The following is an 18033-nucleotide window of genomic DNA, read 5'->3' as shown; positions in this document are numbered from 1 at the left end:
GGCGACCCGAGGGAGGTGCCCATGTCCGGGCCCAGCGGCCGTCTCATCCACCACGTCGAACTCTGGGTGGACGACCTGGTGTTGGCCGCCGAGCAGTGGGCTCCGGTGCTGCTCGCGCTCGGTTGCACCCCGTTCCAGAGCTGGGCCGCCGGCCGCAGTTGGCGACTCGGCGAGAGCTATCTGGTGATCGAACAGTCGCCGGCGCTGCGCCCCGGCGGGCACGACCGGCTGCGCGCCGGGCTCAACCACCTTGCCGTGTACGGATCGCGCTCGGCCGTCGGTGCCGCGCTGGCGGCGGGCTGGACGCTGCGGGTGGACACCGGGGAGACGGTGCACCTGGTGGACGGTCAGGGTTTCGAGCTGGAAGTGGTCTGCGACTGAGGAGGATTGGCGTGGCGTCTGCCGCCAGTGGGCTCCCAGCCGGTACTCAGCCGGCGGTCAGTCTCCCGTCAGTGCATTCGCGACCATTCGCCAGGAAGGCGACAGCCGGCTGACATCTGGGTCAACTTCTGCTGGTGCAGTGAGAATTCCCGTCAACATCTTTGGCATGGGCACTTCCCGAGACCCGGCGCCACTGGTACCACGGAGTAACCCCAACACTCTCCCGTGGAGGTGCAATGCGCCCCGTTCGTGTTGTCTCCGGCGCTGCCGTGGCGTCGCTGTTCGCTGCCGGCACGCTTTTCTTCGCCGGTCCGGCAAGTGCCGCAGGTGTCAACTACGTCGCCCTGGGCGACTCCTACTCGGCCGGCGTGGGGGCCGGCAACTACGACAGCTCCAGCGGTAGCTGCAGCCGCAGCTACGACGCCTACCCGGAACTGTGGGACGCCGCCAACAGTCCGGCCAGCTTCAGCTTCGTCGCCTGCTCCGGGGCGAAGACCGGTGATGTGCTCAACACCCAGCTCTCCGCGGTCAACTCCAGCACCACCCTGATCAGCCTCACCATCGGCGGCAACGACGCCGGCTTCACCAACACCATGGAGACCTGCGTGCTGGACGGCACCAGCGCCTGTCAGAGCGCCGTGGCCACCGCCGAGTCGTACGCCCAGAACACCCTGCCCGGCCAGCTCGGCAACCTGTACCAGGCGATCAGAGCCAAGGCACCCGGCGCCGAGGTCGTCGTGGTCGGCTACCCGCACCTGTACGAAGTGCCGGGCAGTTGCTGGTTCGGGATCAGCGACACCTCACGGACCGCCATCAACGGGGCGGCCGACGCACTGGACGGGGTGATCGCCAAGGCGGCGGCCAATGCCGGGTTCACCTTCGCCGACGTGCGCAGTGCCTTCACCGGGCACGAGATCTGCAGCGACGACGAGTGGCTGCACAGCACCACCCTGCCCATCGACGAGAGCTACCACCCCACGGCGGACGGTCAGTCGCAGGGGTACCTGCCGGTCTTCTCCGGCGCAGTCTGATTCCTGACGCCTCGTCAGCACTATAGCGCAGCAGCCGCACGGGTGCACCAGGCACCCGTGCGGCTTCGCCGTGCGTCGGCGCGGGATCAGCAGGGGCCGTCGTCGGCCCAGACGCCGTACTGGCCGCTGGCGCTGGGGACCTCGTTCAGCGTCCACCACTTGGCGTGGTAGTTGTGCCCGTTGTAGGAGACCTTGTTGCCGGCCACGTACGTGGTACTGGCGCTCCAGGCCGGCGCGGTGCAGGTGCCCGGGGAGCTGGGCGGGGTGACCGGGGGCGTCACCGGCGGGGTCACCGGCGGCGTGACCGGCGGGGTGGTGGGCGGCGTCACCGGCGGGGTCGCGCCCGCGAACTGGGTGGTGAACTTGGTGAAGTCCCAGGGGTTCTGGGTCACGCCGGAGCAGGAGCCGGACAGGCCGGGGTCGACCACCGGGGTGCACTGGCGGTCCCGGTTGACCGACCAGAAGGTGTAGCGGGCCAGCCCGTTGGTGGTCGCGAAGTTCAGCACCGTCTGGAAGTCGGCCTGGCTGAAGTACTCGGCGGCGTCGGTGCGCCCGTTCATCATCGAGACGCCCTCGTGGGCGTAGGCGGTGGCCGCGCTCCAGCCGAAGGTGTTCTGCAGGATGCCGTTGAACGCGGTCAGCGCGGCGACCTGGGCGGCGCCGCCGTTGAAGCCGCCGTCGAAGGGCATGATCGAGTAGTTGTTGGGCGTGAAGCCCTGGGAGAACGCACTAGCCTTGCATCTTGTTCCCGACCTGCGGAAACGACCTGAGATGCAAGAGGCCACGATGGTCCCACTTGGTCAGGGCATCGCCTTCCGCCCAGGCATCCGCACGGGGGTCCACGGCACGGGCTCAAGCTCGCGCGCGACGGCGACCTCGTGGACGGTCCGAAGGCGTAGGCCCTCCTTGACGAGCTGATCGCGGAGCCAAACGGGGTCACAGGCGTACATGGTGGCGAGGGCCCGGATGCCCATCCCTGCCTTGTACCGGCCGATGACGACGGGCAGCACGGCCAAGACAAGACTTCTGATCATGGCGCCTCGCTCGGGTCCATCACTCGCCCACATGGGCGTCTCCTATTCGGTGACTGGACCCCTACTCCGTCAGAACATCCAGGTGCTTACGAGCGGCAGGGGCCAGGGCGGTGTAGAAGGGAGTCCGGTCGGCGGCCTGGAGAATCTGCGTCACGGCGATGAGCTGGGCGAGGTGGCCACCATCGCTGTCCAGTACGTCAGCGAACCCCTCGGCTACCCGCGAAGCTGTCGCTGGCTCCAGTAGGGAGTGCACTAGCAGCATGGCCGCATCGAAGCCGACCGGCGCTTTTCCCCATGTCTCCCAATCGAGAATGGCCAAGGTCGGGCCGCACAGGTTCGACCAGTGCAGGTCGCCGTGTGCAGTGGTCCATTGGATCTCGCCCGGGACAACTCCTGTGAACTCTGGGACTCGGCGTCGGATGTAGACCTCGCGGCAAGCGTCCCGGTCGAGAGGGTCCGCTGACCCTAGGGTGTCGATCGCGCTGCGGAGATTCGCCCACCATTCGGCCGGTAGTTCGGGGTCTGTCTCGATGACCGGGGACGCCGAGACCAGTTGCTCCGTCAGCAGGTCGTAGACCTCGGCCCGGTAAGTGTGGTCATCCTCGACCCACTGAGTGATGGTGCGCAAGGCGGGCCGGGGAATGCCGGGCGAGAGCTGCCGCTGTGCTGCGGCCGGCCCCTCCCAGAGTCGGCCGTTGGCCCGGTCGGTCGTCTCGCCGACCAGCCGGAGCCACACGGACTCACCGTTGTCGGTGGTTGCATGGCCGGACAAGGTCCGCCCCTCGTAGCCCCACAGCGAGCCACGGCCCGGAGTGATCAGGCCGCCGGTCGCCGCCTGGGTGTGCTCCCAGGCGACGACCATGCGCTGTGTGGTGGCGGCATCAGGGGGATAGAACACGGTGGATCTCCCGGAGGGCAGCAGCAGGCATCGGGGGCAACTCTAGGGCTCTGAGAGCCCGTTGCCAGTGTGCCGCGTTGGAGGTGCCCAGGAGAATCCGCGAGATGCCCGGCGTTGACGCGACCACATGAAGGGCGGCCTCGGGAGGCTTGAGCCCTGGGTGGATCAGCTCCACCAGATCACCGGTGATCATGCCGGGCAGATCACCCCCGTGAAGGGGCGACGAGGCAAACACGTCCAGACCAGCGGCTGCTGCTGTGCCGATCGGGCCGGCTCTGTCCAGCGCTTCCACGGCGGCATCCAGGGCAACGAGCGACACGGGAAGCTGGATGGCTCGTAGGTGGTGGCGTGAGCCGGCCGTCCGGTAGGCGGCGTCAACCAGGTCGGCCACCGTGAACGTCCCGGCCGAGAATCCCGACCAAGTTGCCACGCCGTACCCACCGATCAGACCAGCGGCCACCAGCTCTTCCAGCGTTTCGAAGGCGCGCGAGATGGCGGCCAGAACCGCGTTCCGCTCTCCGATCCGCTCGGGGTTGTGCAGGAACACAACCTCCGGGTGCCGTCCGAGTTCGACGGTGCTGCGCTCGGTCTGCCAGCGGACATAGGAGGGGCGCAGGCTGTGCCCCTCCTCGGCCTGCGCGGGCGTGATCGCTCCCGCTGCCACTGCCTCAAGTGCGGCAGTCCGGGAGATGAACCCGACCTTGGTCGAGACGGAGATGCCGGGATGGGTACGCAGCGCGGGCGCCAGGTCATGATGCGCCGAGCCGCCCCGGTAGTTGGGGGCAGTGTCGATCCAGGTGGCCCCGAGGGCGGCGGCAAACGCCGCCGCCCCAGGGACATCCCGGCACAGGTGGGTACCCAGGGCCAGGGATGGAGTCACAGCTGACCCACCGCCGCGAAGTTCTCCGCAACCAAGGCCGTCAGCAGCTCGGCGACCTGGTCCACCGGGAGGCCGGAGCGGTCGGAGAGTTCCCCGATCGTCAGCGACTCCCCCTCGACCAGCGGAGTGATCATGCCGATGGCTCGACTGGCGAGCCTCCACTCCTCGCCGCCCGCAGTGAGGACGGTCAATCCGTCCTCGTCGGTGTGGACGCGCGCCCGAGCTGTGGTGAAGTGGACCTTCAGCGCCGGGTCAGCAGGGATGGTCTCGACGTTCGGCAACGATGGTGCCGGCCTGCCAACGTCGATCGCGTCGCCGGCCGCCATGTACTCCGGGATCACCCCGTCGTGCAGGGCCGCCGTGATCTCCTTGCGGAGCACGTCCAGGTAGGCGGCCTGCTCGCTGGGGCTGGCATGGATGGGCAGGGTGGCGCGCACAGCGTCCGAGGTCCGCACGCGTTCGCCGATCCAGGTGATCAGGTCGGAGCCCGTCGTGGACTTGATCCCGCATGTCAGGTGGAGCGACCGGCCCTCGACCGCGCCAACGGCATGCCACCATCCGCGCGGCATGTAGAGCATGTCTCCGGCGCGAAGGACCAGCTCAATCAACGGTTCGCCGGTCGGGGCCTCGGGCGCCTCGGTGTCTCGGTACAGCGGGTCAGACCGGGTCTGGCCGTAGATCCGCCAACGCTTGGCACCCTCAAGCTGGACCACCACCGTGTCGTGGTCGTCCCAATGGATGCCGAAGCCCTCGCGGGGCGTCCACGACGCGTAGGCATTGACCTGCACCCCGGCCCGGAAGTGGCGCTCCAGCGCCTCGGCGAACTGGCCCACGCGGGGGTGGATTTCGTCGGCCGCGTCCAGCACGAGGGAAGCGCCGTCCGCGAGCTGCGCGTGCATCCTCGACGGCTCGATGCGGTGCCAGATCGTGTTGCGGCGTGTGGTGACCGCGGTGGTGTACGCGTGCTGGGGGATCATGTCCCCATCGGCGGAGAGCCGCAGCCGGGGCGGCTCCAGACGATTCCGGGCGACGATGGCATTCAGGTCATCCCAGGTGAGCAAGTCGGCGAAGTCGCCGACGCCCTTCCAATGGCGGTAGGTGCGACCGAACTGCTGGGCGGGGAAGTCCCCGCCCAGCAGACGGACCACCGTGTCAATGGTGGTCAAGGTGCAGCTCCCGGTCAGTCGTTGCTGTCGGTCTTGCCGGTGCTGCCGCCGTCGGACGCCTGCGCGTCACGGGAGCGGGCGGTGGCGATGGCCCGCCGCGAGACGATCAGGCCGTCGCTCTTCGTCGTGCTCTGGGCGATCTCGGGCATCGTGCTGTCCCTTCTTTCCACTTCACTCCGCCCGGTTGGGCGGAGCGCCGTTCACCCCGCTTTCAGGTAGCCCAAACGCGCACCGGGCATGCTGTGGAGCGGGGGTGGTGCCCCCGCGCTGCCGTCGGAAGGAGACGGCGACGCGGGGAGTTTTTGGGCGCCAGGCTGGCGCGTCAGCGGGCGTGCTCGACCTTGCGGCCGTGCACCAGCTCCCTGACCGTTCCGTTCTTGAGGGCGTGGACCGACTCTTCGAACCGCCGCAGGGAGTGGCCACCGAGGAGGGCTTGAGCCTCAAGGACGTTCACCCACGCGGAGTCGACGTACCCGCCGGACAGGGTGAGCTGGCGGTTCCAGACGCTGACGTGGAACACGTCGTTCCGTCCCTCGAACTGACCCGGCGCGGCCGGCACGTGATCGGAGGCCAGCCACCTGCCGACCGCGCCCCGCGACGACGGTCCCGTCACCCGCAGATCCAGCTTCTCGGCCAGCGTGCGAGCCAGGGCGTCTCGGGGCAGTTCGTTCGGGGCAGCGGAGCCGCCGGGCAGCCCCCACGCGGCGTCGCCCTCCCGGTAGCCCCTGCGGACGACCAGATAGCGGCCGTCCTCTTCGCTCTGGACCAGGGCGAGCGCTCCGGCTCGGCGCGGGGCCGGGTCCGCGAAGTGATCCACTCCGGGCGTGCCGGTGATGGTCTCGGTCATTCTTCGTCCTCAGTTCTGTCCCCAGGCAGGGGACTTACGGTTCCAACCGCAGGGGACCGGCTCATCCGGGGGGATTCGGAATGCCGGCCCCCCGCGTCATCCGCGCGCCAGCGCCTTCCCCGGAGCCAGCGGCGGGAACGTCCCCAGCGTGAGCTGGGGGGTATCGGAGAGGCCCGAAAGCCTCAAGATCTCTTCCAGGACGTACCTGTGACCGTCGTTGCCGACGCCGGTGATCCGCAGCGTTCGGACGGCCAACTCCCGCATGTGGAGAACCGATCCGATGACCTGTAGGCCAGGCTCATCCGTGGGGAAGTTGTACCGGCCGAAGCCGGGCAGCAACAGCAGGGACACGGTCTCGCGGGATGGCGTCAGGCCGCCTTCGCCGTCGGGCACCAAGAGAGGGCGGGCAATGCACGCCAGTCGCTGCTTTCGGCCCGCGCTCACGCCGAGACCTCATCGGATCTCAGAAGGCTGGCGTGGACGTAGCTCAGGGTGCCCGGCGGGGTCCAGGTGTCTCGCCGCTCGGCGATCTGCCTCGGGGTGAGGGTGGCGGCCAGCCAGGCCCCGGGCTCGCGGCGGGCCGCCAGGGGCAGGACGACGGCCTCTTCGGGGGGTGGCGGCTCTGGGGGTGCCGGGGGCTTCCGTCTTGCTTCGGTGAAGCGCCGCATCTGCATGCTGTGGATCTGGGACTTCAGCTCCGCCAGCAGGGCCCAGTTGACACGAAGTTCCAGCAGGGGCGGAGGTGCCTCGCCGGTCGGGTCGTGGATGACGCCGCTGACCACGAGGCGCATGGGCAAGTCCGGCTCAGACAGCCGCTGCATCTCCTGAGGAGATATCTCCTCCACGGTGATGCGGCTTCCCCGCCATGCCGTACCGTCCTCAACTGGCAAGGGCCGTAAGACCACTTGCGGGGTCAGCTTCGGTGCCAGACTCATTCTGATCCCCCTTGGGAGTGAAGCAGATGATCTTGTTGCCGCTAGCCTTATCTACGTCGGTGTGCCAGGACACTGACAGTGCGTCGAGCAGTTCAAGTCCACGCCCGCTGTCGTCCTCCGAGCTGGCGACCCGGCGCTTGGGGCGCTCCGGCGATCGGTCTTGCACCTCGATCCACGGCGGTCTGCCGACCAGTGCGACGACGGTCACCCTGAAGGGTGATCCGGCATGCACGACGGCGTTAGTTGCCGCTTCGCTGACCAGCAGCACGGCGCTGTCCAGGTCCACCCCGATGCCCTTGCAGACGCTGCGGATGAACTTCCGGGCGAGCGAAACAGACTCCGGCATGCCTGGGAACTCTTCGGAACGAATCAGTCGAACCAGGCCACTGAGGTGGACGTGATCGAGCAGTTCTTGCACAGCTCCTCCAGGATCAGCCGGAGGGGGCCGTGCGCCATGGCGGACGCACTACACTCCGCCATCGGACCGTTGCGGTTGGTGCATCACCGATGTTGCTCGTACGAGGCACTCGTACGCAAGCCCTTCGTGATGACTCGTCAAAAAATCACCCCCCAGGGGCATAGTCCACGGTTCTGCGCGCTACCCTCCTCCCAAGAGGGTTGCCGCTGGACAGGGAGGTAGCGCGTGGCGACGAAACCCCAAACGTCCCGAGCCATGGCCAGCGTCGGCCGGCGACTGAAGACGCTGCGGCTGGACGTGCGCCCGCGCCTCACGCAGGGTGCTGTCGGTGCGAAGATCGGCAAGTCACAGGACCTGATCTCGCTCATGGAGAAGGGTGGACAGCTCCCTACGGACCAGCAATTGCGGGTGATGCTGGACCTATACGGCGTTGACCAGCCGACGAGGCTCGACCTCCTCGCGGAGATTCGGGAGGCGCGTGCAACCGAGCACGTGTGGTGGACCGAGTACCTGTCGCACCTTCCCCGAAGTCTCGTCAGGCTGATCGAGATCGAGGACACCGCCTCGAAGATCGCGGTTGCCACGGGCGGCCTGATTCCGTGGCCGTTCCAGACTGCCGCCTACATGGCGGCCCTTGATGACCAGAGCGTTCGTGAGAACGGCGCGGAGAAGATGTCTGGACAGCATGCCGTTCGCCAGAAGCGGCAGGACATCGTCACGAGGTCAGATAGGCCGGTGATCGTCAACGCGGTGTTCTCCGAGGCGGCGATACGAGCCCAGGTCGGCGGGGCTCTGGCTATGAAAAAGCAGCTCCATAGGGTAATCGAAATGGCGGAGCAGGCGAACGTGAGCGTTCGCATTATCCCCTTCGTGGCTGGCGCCGCTGCGGCATCGCAGACGAACCTCACGATCATGGATTTCCCGGCACCGAACGACCCAGGGGTGGCCTCCATGGATACGGGGACGGGCGTCTCCATCCTTGAGGACCCAAGGGAAGTCCGCGCTCGCCGGAGGCGGTTCGACTACCTGGTGGGGCAGGCGCTGAGCCCCGCCGCTTCGGTAGAACTCATCAGAACAGTAATCAAGGAACAGTAGCCATGAAGAAGCAGAACCTGTACGACATCACCCCGCCCGTAGAAGAGCGGTTCAAGTCGCCGCTGAGCGAGGCGAACGGTTCTTGCGTGGACTTTGCGGCCACCGGGCGTGATGCAAGCGGAGTGGCGACCGGTGTCTTCGTGGGAGACAGCATGAACCCTGGTCTGCTCGGGCTGCGGTTCACGCCGGAGGAGTTCACTGCGATGGCTGACGGCATCGCAGCCATCCGCAAGCAACTCGGCCTCTGACCTCGTGACGAACGCCCCGGTCCCAACGGGCCGGGGCGTTCGCGTTGCTGAGGGTAGGCTACTCGGCGTAGAGGTCTATGTCGGAATGTCATTTTGGAGTGGCATTCCAAGAAGACATAGACACAGGGCCCTAACGGTGGAGCTCAAACAAAATCGGGCTCCGGCCCTTGGCATTCCGACGGCGGGGTGGAGCTGGCGACCCTTGTCCACCCCGACGCCAAGGGAGTTGCTGGCCCGGGTACGGACATAGCGGGCGTGGACCTACGAGGGGGTGGGGCCTGGTGCCACCCGGTACTTCTCCTCTTCCTCGGGCGGAGGCAAGGGCACGGCGATGGACAGCTCGATCGCGGCGACCCGGCGGGTGAGGTAGCCCCGTCGGCCGGCGGCGGCTCCGACCCAAGCCCCGGTGGTGTCCTTGGGCATCCAGACACCTCCGTGCTTCTCCACGGTGCCGATCTGTTCGCCCAGGCCCCGGACGACCCGGTAGCGGCCCTTGCGGCCTTCGTAGGCGAACTCGAAGCACCGCGGATTCCATCGGCCGTCGGGCAGGACGTTGTCGGGGTGGATGGGCAAGGGCATTCTCCTTCTCGGGGGTGGGTCGGGGTGGGGCCTGGTGCCATCGGCCGGCGGGGACTTCGACCGAAGGGTGGCCGGGAGGGGCGGGGGTGGGCTCTGGTATCCGCTCTCCGAATTCGACGCCGTCGGCGAGGAGCTGGCGGATCTCGGCGGCGGCCTGGTGCTCGTAGCGGTGGCGGGCGAGGAAGACGTCGTTCTCCCGGATCTCGTACGAGTCGTGGGCGAAGTCGGTGGTGTTGAGGGTGACGACGAGTCGGCGGTCGTGGCCGGAGCCGGTCACGGTCCAGCGGCCGGCGGCCACCGCGGACCAGGTGAGTTCGATGTCCCGCCCGGCACGGGCCCGCTGGGCGCGCTCGCGCTCGGCCCACTCGTCGGCCTTCTGCCGTTCCCGGGCGGCTCGTTCCTCGGCCTCGGCGTGCTCGGCGCGTTCCTGCCGACGGAGGAAAGCTGCGCGGGTCTCAGCTCGCCAGCGCTCCAGCTCCACGGCGCGCTGGCGGGCGGCCTCGCGGCGGCGGGCGGCTTCCTGGCCGCCGGGGAGCGGGGGCAGGGCCTGGGGTTCGTGGCGGACCGCCCAGGGCTCGGCGAGGTCGGCGCGGTGGTGCCGCCAGATGGTGAGCATGGCGCGGCCGTCGGCGGTGGCGAGCACGTCGCCGTTCTCCTCCTGCCGGAGGAACCCGGCGGCGATGACCAGCTCGACCACGCGGCGGCGCACCCGGCGGCCCTTGGCGTCGATGCGGGCCCCGTAGGGGATTAGGCGGTAGCCGGTGCCGTCCCACCAGACCCCGCTGTCGGGGTCCTCCCCACTGGCGGCCACGACGAGGGCGTGCACGCGGGTGGTCCACCCGGAGTTCTCGCGGGCTTCGCGGGTGCGCTCGGCGGTGACGAAGCGGCGGAACTCGGCTTCGTGGGCGTCGGCGTGGAGGCGGGCGGCGTGGTGGGCGTCGTCGCGGTGGCTGTGGTCGTCGCCGACCTGGGCGGGGCGCCCGGTGTACCGGTCGCCGCAGTCCAGGCACCAGACCGCGCCGCCTTCGCCGGAGAGGCCGGCTGGCCCCACCCCGACGGGGCATGGGATGCGCAGCCCCCAGTCCAGGGCGGTGCCTCCGCCGGGAATCCAGGGGGCGCGGGGGGTGGGCACTGGTGTCTCCTGCGGTCGGTGGGGCGACCCCCGGTCTTGGTTACCTGGGGTGATTGGTTGGGGTACTCGGCGTAAGGGTCTATGTCATAATGTCTTTTTTATTGACATTTAAAAAATATCTATACATAAGCCCCTGGCGGTGGGACTCAACCCAACTCGGGGTCCGACACCCGGCATACCGACAGTGGGGTGACGGCAGCCGGGCGAGGGGATGGGGCCTGGTGCCAGCGGGCCGGTCAGCCGGTCCCGACGGCTTCGAGCCACTGGCCGGCGTCCATCCCGTCCAGGGTCGGGCAGCCGTTGCGGAAGCGGACGTCCCGGGGTTCCAGCTCGATGCCGAGCATCTGCCCGAGGTGCAGGCACTCACGGACGAGGAGACCCCGGTAGGCGGCTTCGGCCCGGACCTGGGCCTCATCCCCGTAGTACCGGCGGGGCTGGTCGCCACCGAGTATCCGGCCAGCCGCTCCGTGCGCCTGGCGCTCGACGGTCCACGTGCCCTTGTCGTCGGGGGCGACGGTGAACCGGACGGCCATCGGGGGCCGGTCACTGATCGGCGGGTAGGTGAGGGTGTAGCCGGTGGTGGTGATGGTGGCGGTGGGCACTGGTGTCTCCGGGGTGGGCGGGGTGGGGGCTGGTGTCAGAGCTGGACGAGCGTCGCGCAGGCCGGGCAGAGCGGTTCGCCGTTGGTGGCCCAGTCCGCGACGAGCGGAGCATGCGGGGCGCACAGTGCGCGGCGGCCGGGATCGTCCACCAGCGCGACGTGCGGGGCGGTGCTGGGGCTGGCGTAGCCGAAGGTCAGGTGCCGGGGCAGGTCCATGACCCGCAACGGCTCGGGGGCGTGCACAGGGATTCCTCCGGGGGGGGGGCTGGTGTCAGGCGTGGGCGGTGCGCAGGTGGCGGCGGCGTTCGTCGTCCACGTAGCCCTTGCCGGGGGACTTGATCGACCACTCGCGGCAGGTGCAGACGGCCTTGGAGTACGCGCGGCCGGGGCACTCGGCGACGAGCGGCTTGCCGCTGCTGGTGTGCTTGTGGGCGGGCGGACATGGGGTGTCGTCGCCGTGGTGGTCGGTGCGGGGAGCGGTGAACTTCTGGGCGGGGGTGGGCTTCTGGTGGCGGGCCCGGGGTGGGGCCTGGTGCCCGCCACTGCGGCGGTCGACGGCCTCCTGCTCGGCGTCCCACTCGGCCTCGGTCTGGGCGTCGCCGACCACCAGGGGCTCGGTGTGGTCGAACCACACCTTCCGGTCGGCCGCCACGATGCGCTCGGCCTCGCGCTGGGCAGCCTCGGGGGTGGGGGCGAGGACGGGCACCCAGTGCACGCGGATCTCGTCCACGGCGACGATGTACTTGGGCATGCTGCTGCTCTCCTGCGGGTGATCGGGGGTGGGGCCTGGTGTCTGACCGGCCTCGGCACGGTCCGGAGGGTGTCCGGGCCGCACCGGGGCGGGTCAGGCCGCCAGTACGGTGCCGCTGACGAGCAGGCCGGGCAGGCAGTCCTGAAGCAGCGCGGGGACCATGACGGTGTCGCGGTCGCGCATCCACGGATGGCCGGGCGCGGTGACGATGGCGAACGCCTCGCCGCCGTCGGCCGGGACGACGACGCGGTACCGGGCACGGGGCTTGGCCACCGCCGGGCAGTCGAGCCCGAGCACGCTCGGGTGCGTGTCGCTGGCGACGCCGTAGCGCACGGTGCCGTCCTTCTCGGTCCAGCGCTGCCAGCCAGCGCCCTTGCTGCGGACCTTGCTGGGCTTCGTGGCGGGGCGGGGACCGGGCCCGATCTTCACGGCCTTGCCGGGGCTGCTGAGCGTCGGCAGGTCCAGCGCGGTCTGCACGGCCTTGGTGTGCTTGTTCTGTGCGCCGCGCTGGGCCGGGGTGGTGACGACGACGGGCTTCTTCTCGCCGGGCAGGCGGAGCGTGGTGGTCAGGGTGGCGGGGGTGGGCACTGGTATCTCCTGGGATGGGGTGGGGGTGGGGCCTGGTGTCAGCGGCGGGTGGTCACGCCGCGACGGGGAGCGGGAGCGCGTCCAGCAACTCCGGTTCAGGAACCTCTGGTTCGTGGCCGTGGCTGTAGCCGCTCTCGCGGTCGTCGCTCTCGAAGATGGCCAACCCGGCGGCCTCGGCGGCCTCGTAGTCGTCGGCCTCTACCTCGTAGCGGTAGGTGCTGGTGTCGTTGATGTAGACGGCAAAGCGGGGCACGGAGGTCTCCTGCGGGGTGGGTCGGGGTGGGGCCTGGTGCCAGGCCGGCCGGAGGGTGGGGCCTGGTGTCAGCGGCCTTCGTAGGAGATCCACCAGTCGGTGTGGCCGGTCTCGTAGGCGAACCACTCGCCGTCGTCGCCGGTCAGGCCGACGGCTTCGGCCCAGGCCCGGTATCCGGCCCGGCTGAGCCGCCAGCCGCGCATCCTGCCCGCGTCCTCGGCTCCCTTGCCGTACGCCCGGCTGTCAGGGGTCCACTCGGGCAGGTCGGCCGGGTCGCTGGCCCACGCGGCTTGGACGACGGGCAGCCACACCACGCGGACGGTGCGCTTGGGCCGGGGCCACTCGACGGTGACGGCTCCGCCGGGGCCGGGGGTGACGGTCGCGACGTGGTGGGCTCCGTGCCGTGCGAGACGCTGGGCCAGGACGTCCGGGCTGCTGCTCGGGGAGTCGTCGTTGGTGGCGTACGCCTTCGCGCCGTGGGTGCTGGCGTGGTCGCGGACCGTGGCCCGGATGCTGGCGTAGGTGGTGCGGGGGTTCATCGGTGCTTCGCTCTCTTCGTCGGGGAGGGGGTGGGGCCTGGTGCCAGCGGGGCCGATCAGAACGGGATGCCGCCGACGCGCTTGCCGATCGGGTGGACTCGGAGGTACGCGCCCCGGGCGGCCCGGCCTTCCCGGGTGATGCGCCACATGCCGTGGACGGCTCCGGGGGCGAGGTATCCGGCGTCGGCCAGCCGGGCGGTAGCCGTGCCGTCCGGGTCGGCGACGTCGGCCCCGATGCGGTCGGCGTAGGCCCAGTGGGAGAGAACCGCGAAGTCCTCGGCGCTGATCACTTGCCCGCCCCCATCTCGCGGATGAGGGCTTCGAGTTCGCGGGTGAGGTCGAGCAGCAGGGCACGCGCGTCGTGGGCCCGCTGGTCGTCCAAGTCGTCCCACTCGCCCATGTCTTCGTCGGTGGCGGGCTGGTCGGCGGTGGTGGGGTCGTAACTGGGCACGTGGGCCACGAAAGAGGCTTCCCAGTCGCGTTCGTTACGGTGTACTCGGTCAACGAGCCTTTGGAGCAGCGCTGCGGACATGGCGGAACCTCCGGGACGGTGAGGGGGTGGGGCCTGTTGCCTGAGCGGCTACGGCAGGGGCCGGGGTGTCCGGCCGCCACCGAAGCGGCTCAGACCTCCAGGCCGGTCAGCGCCGCGTCAATCGGGCACATGGCGTCGGTGATCAGCCGGTTCAGGTGGTCCCCGGCGTCCCGGCCGCAGTCGGCACAGCTGATCGTGGCGGCTTCGATCCCGACGCCGTACACGTCCAGGGCCGGGGTTCCGTCCGCGCGCCGGGTGATGTTGAACCACAGCGGGGCCGCCGCTTCGATCAGGCCGCCGCAGTCCTCACAGGCGAACTCGTCCTCGCTGGCGCTGATCTCCGGGTCGGGGAGGTCGGCGACCAGCGCCGTGAACGTCTCGTTCACGTCGGAGGGGGTGGGGTTCGGGGTGTTCTCGGACATGGCTGTGCCTCCGGGGGTGTCTGCTGGGGAAGGGAGAGGGTGGGACCTGGTGTCTGTGCACCCTTGGCGGGGGCCCGGCGGGGGCGCTGAGCCCTCACCAAGGGGGCACAGCTCAGATGGACTGGAAGACGTAGTTGCCTTCGGTGTGGGCGTAGTCGCACTGCCACGCGATCATGTCCAGGTGGGGACGCCACCCCCGGCAGCTCTCGACCGCCGCGCGGTACTCGTCGTCCATCTCCATCAGCTGGTCATGGGCGAAATCCTCCAGGTCGTCCCACTGGCCCTGATAGGCGTCTTCGAAGGTGGCTACGGCGTACTCGGCGTTGCCGACGAGTGCGGCGTAGGCGGTCAGGGCTTCCAGCTCTGCGACGATTCCGGCGTCTTCGGCAAGCTCGGTCAGGTAGTCGGCGGTGCGGCTCATGGTGGTGTCTCTCTCGGGTCGGTGCGGGGGAGGTGCGGGGGCGCGTCAGACGGTGTCGGGGGCGTCGAACAGCTCGCTCAGCAGTAGGTCAAGGCCGGGGCCGAATTCGGAGTCGTCGCGCATGTCGCGGAAGGCGTCGAACATCGCGTGTACGTCGTCGGGGTGGTCCATGCCGAGCTTGGCCAGGTTGGGCCAGTAGCCGGACAGGCGGATCATGTCGGTGCGGGTCATGGTGGTGCTTCCGTTCGGTGGTGCGGGAGTTGGGAGGGGGTGGGGCCTGTTGCCTACGCGGCGCGGCCGTACACGGCGCGGTATCCCTGCCGGGAGCCCCGGACGATGGCGCGGACGTCCTCGCGGTACGCGGCCCCCTGCTGGGCTGCGTAGCCGTCCAGGTAGGGCAGGAGAACGGCGGTCAGGGGCTTGCCGTGGCCGTAGACGGTGCGGGCCTGCCACTGCTCAGCCCCGGGCATCAGGAAGTTGGACGTCTCGACGGGACGCGACTCCTCCAACGCGCATTCACGGCAGAGCGGTTCGCCGCTCCGAGCGGACATCACGGTCAGCCACTCGTCACAGTCCGAGCAGGCCGTGTACCCCATGCCGGACAGGGCGTCCTCCACCATGTCCATGGTGATGCTGCCGAGTTGGGGACAGGGCAGTTCGCGCAGCACGTCCGCGCCGTCCACCCCGTCCGGGAGGGTGAGGGGTGAGCCTTCGATCTCTTCGACCATGGCGACGTGCTCGCGCTCGCTGTGGTCGTCTTCGTCCAACAGCGGGTATCCGTGGAGACAGCCGGTCACGCGCTCCGCCACCGCGACGGCTGCCGGGTCGTCCGCGTTGTACATGATCCATCCGGTGTCGTCCCACGTGCCGCCGATCGGCCCGCACTCGGCTTCGAACCAGGCTTTGGCGGTCGCGTAGTTGGACGCCGCGCGGACCTGTTCGGCCTCGGTGGAGTACCAGTGGTCCCCGTCCTCAAGGAACCCCGAGACGTCCATCACGATGGCTATCCGGGCCCAGTCGTGCGCGGCGCACTCGTTGATCAGGTTCTGTGCGGTGTCCCACCGGTGGGCGAACTGATCGACGGTGGCAGCAAGTTCGGGGGCGAGAGTGGCGTTCATGGTGCGTCCTTGCGTGGTGCGGGTGGTGGTCAGTTGGTGCCGGAGAGCCAGTTGCAGGCGTAGGCCGCCCCTTGCTCGCATGCGTCGTGCATGCCTTCGGCCCATCCGTCGTTGAAGGCGCGGACGTAGGCGTCTTCACTGGCCGGGCCGCTGCCCGTGAGTGACCACGTGCCGTCCTCCCAGAAGGTCACGGCCTGCCCGGCCAGCGCCATGCCCTGCGAGCCGTCAAGGGCCGCCTGGCAGGCTTCGTGCCCCCGTCCGCAGGCTGCCGCTACGGTCTGCCCTTCGCCGAGTACGGCGTAGACGTCATCCGCCGTGATGCTCGGCGGAGTTGGGGCCGGTGCGTGGTGGCTTCCGGCCGCCCATCCGCCGAGTGCGGACACGGCGGACAGGGCGAGTGCGGACAGGGTGAGGCGGGCACGCACGGGTGTTCTCCGGTGTTGAGTGGGGTGGGGTAACGGCTCAGGCGTCGTCGCGGTCGGCGTCGACCGCCGGAACGTCTGCCGGGCACTGCACGGGCCGCCGGAAGCGACCGGCCAGCCGCTGCACCCCGTGCGCCAGAAGGCCGGTCAGCAGGGCCGCCGCGATCCCCCCGCCCCAGTTGTGCGTCTGCCACGGGTTGCCCGCCAGCAGCATGGCCAGACCCAGAGCAGCGGGGGTGATGTGGTTACGCATCGTGATCTCGTTTCGCTTGGCTCGTTCGTTCTGAGGGCAACACTGCATGGCCGGAAGCGTGTAGGTCAAACGCTGGAGGTGTGATGCCCATCACACATGCCCAAACGCTCGGCCTCGCCAAGGCGGAAGACGCGCGCCTGCGCGAAGCGAAGCCAAATCCCTTGTGCCACAACGGCTATAGCGACGCGTCGGCGACGGTTCGACGGTCGATCCAAGGGCACCCGGGGGGTGCCTCCCGCGCGCGTTCCTTCATTGCCCGGAGCGTCATAGCAGCCGAGATCCGATACGAACGCCGGCCGATCCCTTCTTCTGGATCATCTACGCAGCGTGACCAGCAATGATGTACTCATTGCCACGAACTGACCACTGAGAGTGAGGCCGCGGCGTTGGTCGGCGTGTTAACCGGGCTGCCTTAATACATATGGAGGCGGCTTACGCGCGTGCGCGCACCTGTTGCTGCGGCACCCCGGTCGGCCTCCCCTCGCAGTCCCGCCAGGGCAACGCTCCCCGATCGGTCCTCTCTCCCCGGTCGTGGTCGAGCACCTGGCGGGGCCCTGCGCCAAGGAGGCTGCCGTGCCGTTGAGTTCACGCCGCACGACGCCGCTTCCCCCGCACTGGGCCCGCCTTCGCCGGGCGGTGATGAACCGCGACTCCTGGATGTGCCAGCACATCCGGTACGACACCGGGGAGCCGTGCGGCGAGCCCGCGCGCCACTGCGACCACATCGTCCCCGCCTCCGAAGGCGGCCCGGACGACCCCACGAACCTGCGGGCCCTGTGCGACTGGCACGTCCTGCGCAAGGACGCGGCCGACGCCGGCCGAGCCCGCCAGCGGGCCACCGCGGACCGCTGGCAGCCCATCCGAACCCGCCGACGCCACCCCGGGGAGGTCTGATGAACATCGACCCAGGTGAGAAGGACGCGGCGAAGATCCGCGCCGCGCTGGTCGCCCTGTACGAGACCGAGTTGGACTTGGAGCCGACCGACCTCACGCTGATCGACATCGCCGCGCCGATGCTCGCTCGCGCCGCCCAGCTCGACGCCGTGGTGAAGCGCGAAGGCCAGATGATCGAGGGCGGCAACCGCAAGGACATGATGGTCCTGCACCCCGGGATCGCGCAGGCCCAGCTGAACCGCACGCAGGCCGCCGGCCACCTCGCCAAGATCCGCGGTGAGGGCGACGGCCCCAAGCGCGGCCACAACGCCCGCGACGCTATCGGCGCTCGCTGGGGAAACCGCGTCTGAGAGGAGCCCGCCGTGGCACGCCGCAAGGCAGCACGGGCCGCTGGCCCATCGGACGAGTCGCTGCGCATCGCGCGGACGATCACCTACTACCAGACTTGCCTGGACGCCGCCGTGCCGCACGAGACGGCCCGGGAGCTGTGGGCCCACGACATGACCCACCCGTTCGAGGCCGGTGAGCACGTCTCCGCCACGATGGCCCGCGCCCTGGAGCTGCGTGCCCACCAGGAGGCGAAGACTCCCTGAGT

31 protein-coding genes and 1 pseudogene are annotated in these 18033 nt (G+C 69.4%); 8 read left to right on the top strand and 24 right to left on the bottom strand.

Annotated features, from left to right (window positions below):
* The first annotated feature begins 21 nt into the window (after nucleotides 1-21).
* Nucleotides 22-381, top strand: a complete 360-nt coding sequence (locus OG294_RS09325) for a glyoxalase (protein ID WP_327065978.1) — start codon at nucleotides 22-24, stop codon at nucleotides 379-381.
* A gap of 236 nt (nucleotides 382-617) precedes the next feature.
* Nucleotides 618-1412, top strand: coding sequence for an SGNH/GDSL hydrolase family protein (locus tag OG294_RS09320; protein WP_327065977.1), 795 nt, complete (start codon nucleotides 618-620; stop codon nucleotides 1410-1412).
* 86 nt (nucleotides 1413-1498) lie between these two features.
* On the opposite strand, the pseudogene OG294_RS09315 reads toward OG294_RS09320, so the two are convergent.
* From OG294_RS09315 to OG294_RS09275, 9 genes and pseudogenes are all read right to left on the bottom strand, one after another.
* Nucleotides 1499-2161 (bottom strand): annotated as a pseudogene (locus tag OG294_RS09315) (carbohydrate-binding protein); the annotation flags it as partial.
* 346 nt (nucleotides 2162-2507) lie between these two features.
* Nucleotides 2508-3344, bottom strand: coding sequence for a hypothetical protein (locus tag OG294_RS09310; RefSeq protein ID WP_327065976.1), 837 nt, complete (start codon nucleotides 3342-3344; stop codon nucleotides 2508-2510).
* Complete coding sequence (locus OG294_RS09305) at nucleotides 3328-4224, bottom strand: aldo/keto reductase (protein WP_327065975.1); 897 nt, start codon at nucleotides 4222-4224, stop codon at nucleotides 3328-3330. Before OG294_RS09305 ends, OG294_RS09310 begins: the two co-directional genes overlap by 17 nt.
* Entirely contained in the window at nucleotides 4221-5390 is a 1170-nt protein-coding gene (locus OG294_RS09300; RefSeq protein WP_327065974.1) for a cupin domain-containing protein, read from the bottom strand. Before OG294_RS09300 ends, OG294_RS09305 begins: the two co-directional genes overlap by 4 nt.
* Before the next feature lie 14 nt (nucleotides 5391-5404).
* Nucleotides 5405-5539: a hypothetical protein gene (locus OG294_RS09295; protein WP_327065973.1), complete on the bottom strand. Its 135-nt coding sequence runs from the start codon at nucleotides 5537-5539 to the stop codon at nucleotides 5405-5407.
* Nucleotides 5540-5712: 173 nt separating this feature from the next.
* Nucleotides 5713-6237: an NUDIX domain-containing protein gene (locus tag OG294_RS09290; RefSeq protein WP_327065972.1), complete on the bottom strand. Its 525-nt coding sequence runs from the start codon at nucleotides 6235-6237 to the stop codon at nucleotides 5713-5715.
* 96 nt (nucleotides 6238-6333) lie between these two features.
* A complete protein-coding gene (locus OG294_RS09285; RefSeq protein ID WP_327065971.1) occupies nucleotides 6334-6630 on the bottom strand; it encodes a hypothetical protein in 297 nt (98 codons plus the stop codon).
* Nucleotides 6631-6677: 47 nt separating this feature from the next.
* Nucleotides 6678-7028 carry a hypothetical protein gene (locus tag OG294_RS09280; protein WP_327065970.1) on the bottom strand — a complete coding sequence of 117 codons (351 nt, stop codon included), beginning with the start codon at nucleotides 7026-7028 and terminating at the stop codon, nucleotides 6678-6680.
* 88 nt (nucleotides 7029-7116) lie between these two features.
* Nucleotides 7117-7590 carry an ATP-binding protein gene (locus OG294_RS09275; protein ID WP_327065969.1) on the bottom strand — a complete coding sequence of 158 codons (474 nt, stop codon included), beginning with the start codon at nucleotides 7588-7590 and terminating at the stop codon, nucleotides 7117-7119.
* A gap of 255 nt (nucleotides 7591-7845) precedes the next feature.
* On the opposite strand from OG294_RS09275, the gene OG294_RS09270 reads away from it, so the two are divergent.
* Nucleotides 7846-8685: a helix-turn-helix domain-containing protein gene (locus OG294_RS09270; protein WP_327065968.1), complete on the top strand. Its 840-nt coding sequence runs from the start codon at nucleotides 7846-7848 to the stop codon at nucleotides 8683-8685.
* Between the two features lie 2 nt (nucleotides 8686-8687).
* Nucleotides 8688-8933 (top strand): DUF397 domain-containing protein, encoded by a 246-nt coding sequence (locus tag OG294_RS09265; RefSeq protein ID WP_327065967.1) that lies wholly within the window; start codon nucleotides 8688-8690, stop codon nucleotides 8931-8933.
* 261 nt (nucleotides 8934-9194) lie between these two features.
* Here the strand turns inward: OG294_RS09265 and OG294_RS09260 are convergent, their stop codons facing one another.
* Complete coding sequence (locus tag OG294_RS09260) at nucleotides 9195-9506, bottom strand: hypothetical protein (RefSeq protein WP_327065966.1); 312 nt, start codon at nucleotides 9504-9506, stop codon at nucleotides 9195-9197.
* Here OG294_RS09260 and OG294_RS09255 point away from each other — a divergent pair.
* On the top strand, nucleotides 9499-10263 hold the full coding sequence (locus tag OG294_RS09255; RefSeq protein WP_327065965.1) for a hypothetical protein: 765 nt from the start codon (nucleotides 9499-9501) through the stop codon (nucleotides 10261-10263). The genes OG294_RS09260 and OG294_RS09255 overlap by 8 nt on opposite strands.
* A gap of 617 nt (nucleotides 10264-10880) precedes the next feature.
* On the opposite strand, the gene OG294_RS09250 is transcribed toward OG294_RS09255, so the two are convergent.
* From OG294_RS09250 to OG294_RS09185, 14 genes are all read right to left on the bottom strand, one after another.
* Nucleotides 10881-11246, bottom strand: a complete 366-nt coding sequence (locus OG294_RS09250) for a hypothetical protein (RefSeq protein WP_327065964.1) — start codon at nucleotides 11244-11246, stop codon at nucleotides 10881-10883.
* A 35-nt stretch (nucleotides 11247-11281) separates the two neighbouring features.
* On the bottom strand, nucleotides 11282-11488 hold the full coding sequence (locus OG294_RS09245) for a hypothetical protein (protein WP_327065963.1): 207 nt from the start codon (nucleotides 11486-11488) through the stop codon (nucleotides 11282-11284).
* A 28-nt stretch (nucleotides 11489-11516) separates the two neighbouring features.
* Entirely contained in the window at nucleotides 11517-11996 is a 480-nt protein-coding gene (locus tag OG294_RS09240; RefSeq protein WP_327065962.1) for a hypothetical protein, read from the bottom strand.
* A gap of 93 nt (nucleotides 11997-12089) precedes the next feature.
* A complete protein-coding gene (locus OG294_RS09235) occupies nucleotides 12090-12584 on the bottom strand; it encodes a hypothetical protein (RefSeq protein WP_327065961.1) in 495 nt (164 codons plus the stop codon).
* Nucleotides 12585-12636: 52 nt separating this feature from the next.
* A complete protein-coding gene (locus OG294_RS09230) occupies nucleotides 12637-12837 on the bottom strand; it encodes a hypothetical protein (RefSeq protein ID WP_327065960.1) in 201 nt (66 codons plus the stop codon).
* Between the two features lie 68 nt (nucleotides 12838-12905).
* Nucleotides 12906-13376 (bottom strand): hypothetical protein, encoded by a 471-nt coding sequence (locus OG294_RS09225; protein WP_327065959.1) that lies wholly within the window; start codon nucleotides 13374-13376, stop codon nucleotides 12906-12908.
* 56 nt (nucleotides 13377-13432) lie between these two features.
* Complete coding sequence (locus tag OG294_RS09220) at nucleotides 13433-13666, bottom strand: hypothetical protein (protein ID WP_327065958.1); 234 nt, start codon at nucleotides 13664-13666, stop codon at nucleotides 13433-13435.
* Complete coding sequence (locus tag OG294_RS09215) at nucleotides 13663-13836, bottom strand: hypothetical protein (protein WP_327065956.1); 174 nt, start codon at nucleotides 13834-13836, stop codon at nucleotides 13663-13665. The genes OG294_RS09220 and OG294_RS09215 overlap by 4 nt, the downstream gene beginning before the upstream one ends.
* 161 nt (nucleotides 13837-13997) lie before the next feature.
* Nucleotides 13998-14330, bottom strand: coding sequence for a hypothetical protein (locus OG294_RS09210; protein ID WP_327065955.1), 333 nt, complete (start codon nucleotides 14328-14330; stop codon nucleotides 13998-14000).
* A gap of 112 nt (nucleotides 14331-14442) precedes the next feature.
* Entirely contained in the window at nucleotides 14443-14751 is a 309-nt protein-coding gene (locus OG294_RS09205; protein WP_327065954.1) for an antirestriction protein ArdA, read from the bottom strand.
* A 45-nt stretch (nucleotides 14752-14796) separates the two neighbouring features.
* The gene (locus tag OG294_RS09200) at nucleotides 14797-14982 is read right to left on the bottom strand and encodes a hypothetical protein (protein ID WP_327065953.1); all 186 of its coding nucleotides are present in this window, start codon (nucleotides 14980-14982) and stop codon (nucleotides 14797-14799) included.
* A gap of 53 nt (nucleotides 14983-15035) precedes the next feature.
* A complete protein-coding gene (locus OG294_RS09195) occupies nucleotides 15036-15869 on the bottom strand; it encodes a hypothetical protein (RefSeq protein ID WP_327065952.1) in 834 nt (277 codons plus the stop codon).
* Nucleotides 15870-15898: 29 nt separating this feature from the next.
* The gene (locus OG294_RS09190; protein WP_327065951.1) at nucleotides 15899-16294 is read right to left on the bottom strand and encodes a hypothetical protein; all 396 of its coding nucleotides are present in this window, start codon (nucleotides 16292-16294) and stop codon (nucleotides 15899-15901) included.
* A 37-nt stretch (nucleotides 16295-16331) separates the two neighbouring features.
* Nucleotides 16332-16544 carry a hypothetical protein gene (locus OG294_RS09185; protein ID WP_327065949.1) on the bottom strand — a complete coding sequence of 71 codons (213 nt, stop codon included), beginning with the start codon at nucleotides 16542-16544 and terminating at the stop codon, nucleotides 16332-16334.
* 573 nt (nucleotides 16545-17117) lie between these two features.
* On the opposite strand from OG294_RS09185, the gene OG294_RS09180 reads away from it, so the two are divergent.
* The 3 genes from OG294_RS09180 to OG294_RS09170 are packed head-to-tail and all read left to right on the top strand — an operon-like array spanning nucleotide 17118 to nucleotide 18031.
* Complete coding sequence (locus OG294_RS09180; protein WP_327065948.1) at nucleotides 17118-17438, top strand: HNH endonuclease; 321 nt, start codon at nucleotides 17118-17120, stop codon at nucleotides 17436-17438.
* Nucleotides 17438-17788, top strand: coding sequence for a hypothetical protein (locus tag OG294_RS09175; protein ID WP_327065947.1), 351 nt, complete (start codon nucleotides 17438-17440; stop codon nucleotides 17786-17788). The genes OG294_RS09180 and OG294_RS09175 overlap by 1 nt, the downstream gene beginning before the upstream one ends.
* Before the next feature lie 12 nt (nucleotides 17789-17800).
* Nucleotides 17801-18031, top strand: coding sequence for a hypothetical protein (locus OG294_RS09170; protein ID WP_327065946.1), 231 nt, complete (start codon nucleotides 17801-17803; stop codon nucleotides 18029-18031).
* The last annotated feature ends 2 nt before the right edge of the window (nucleotides 18032-18033 follow it).

The sequence above is a fragment of the Kitasatospora sp. NBC_01302 genome, assembly GCF_035976515.1.
Lineage (GTDB): Bacteria > Actinomycetota > Actinomycetes > Streptomycetales > Streptomycetaceae > Kitasatospora.
The sequence above is the reverse complement of the archived record's forward strand: the minus strand, read 5'-3'. Positions and strand labels throughout refer to the sequence as shown.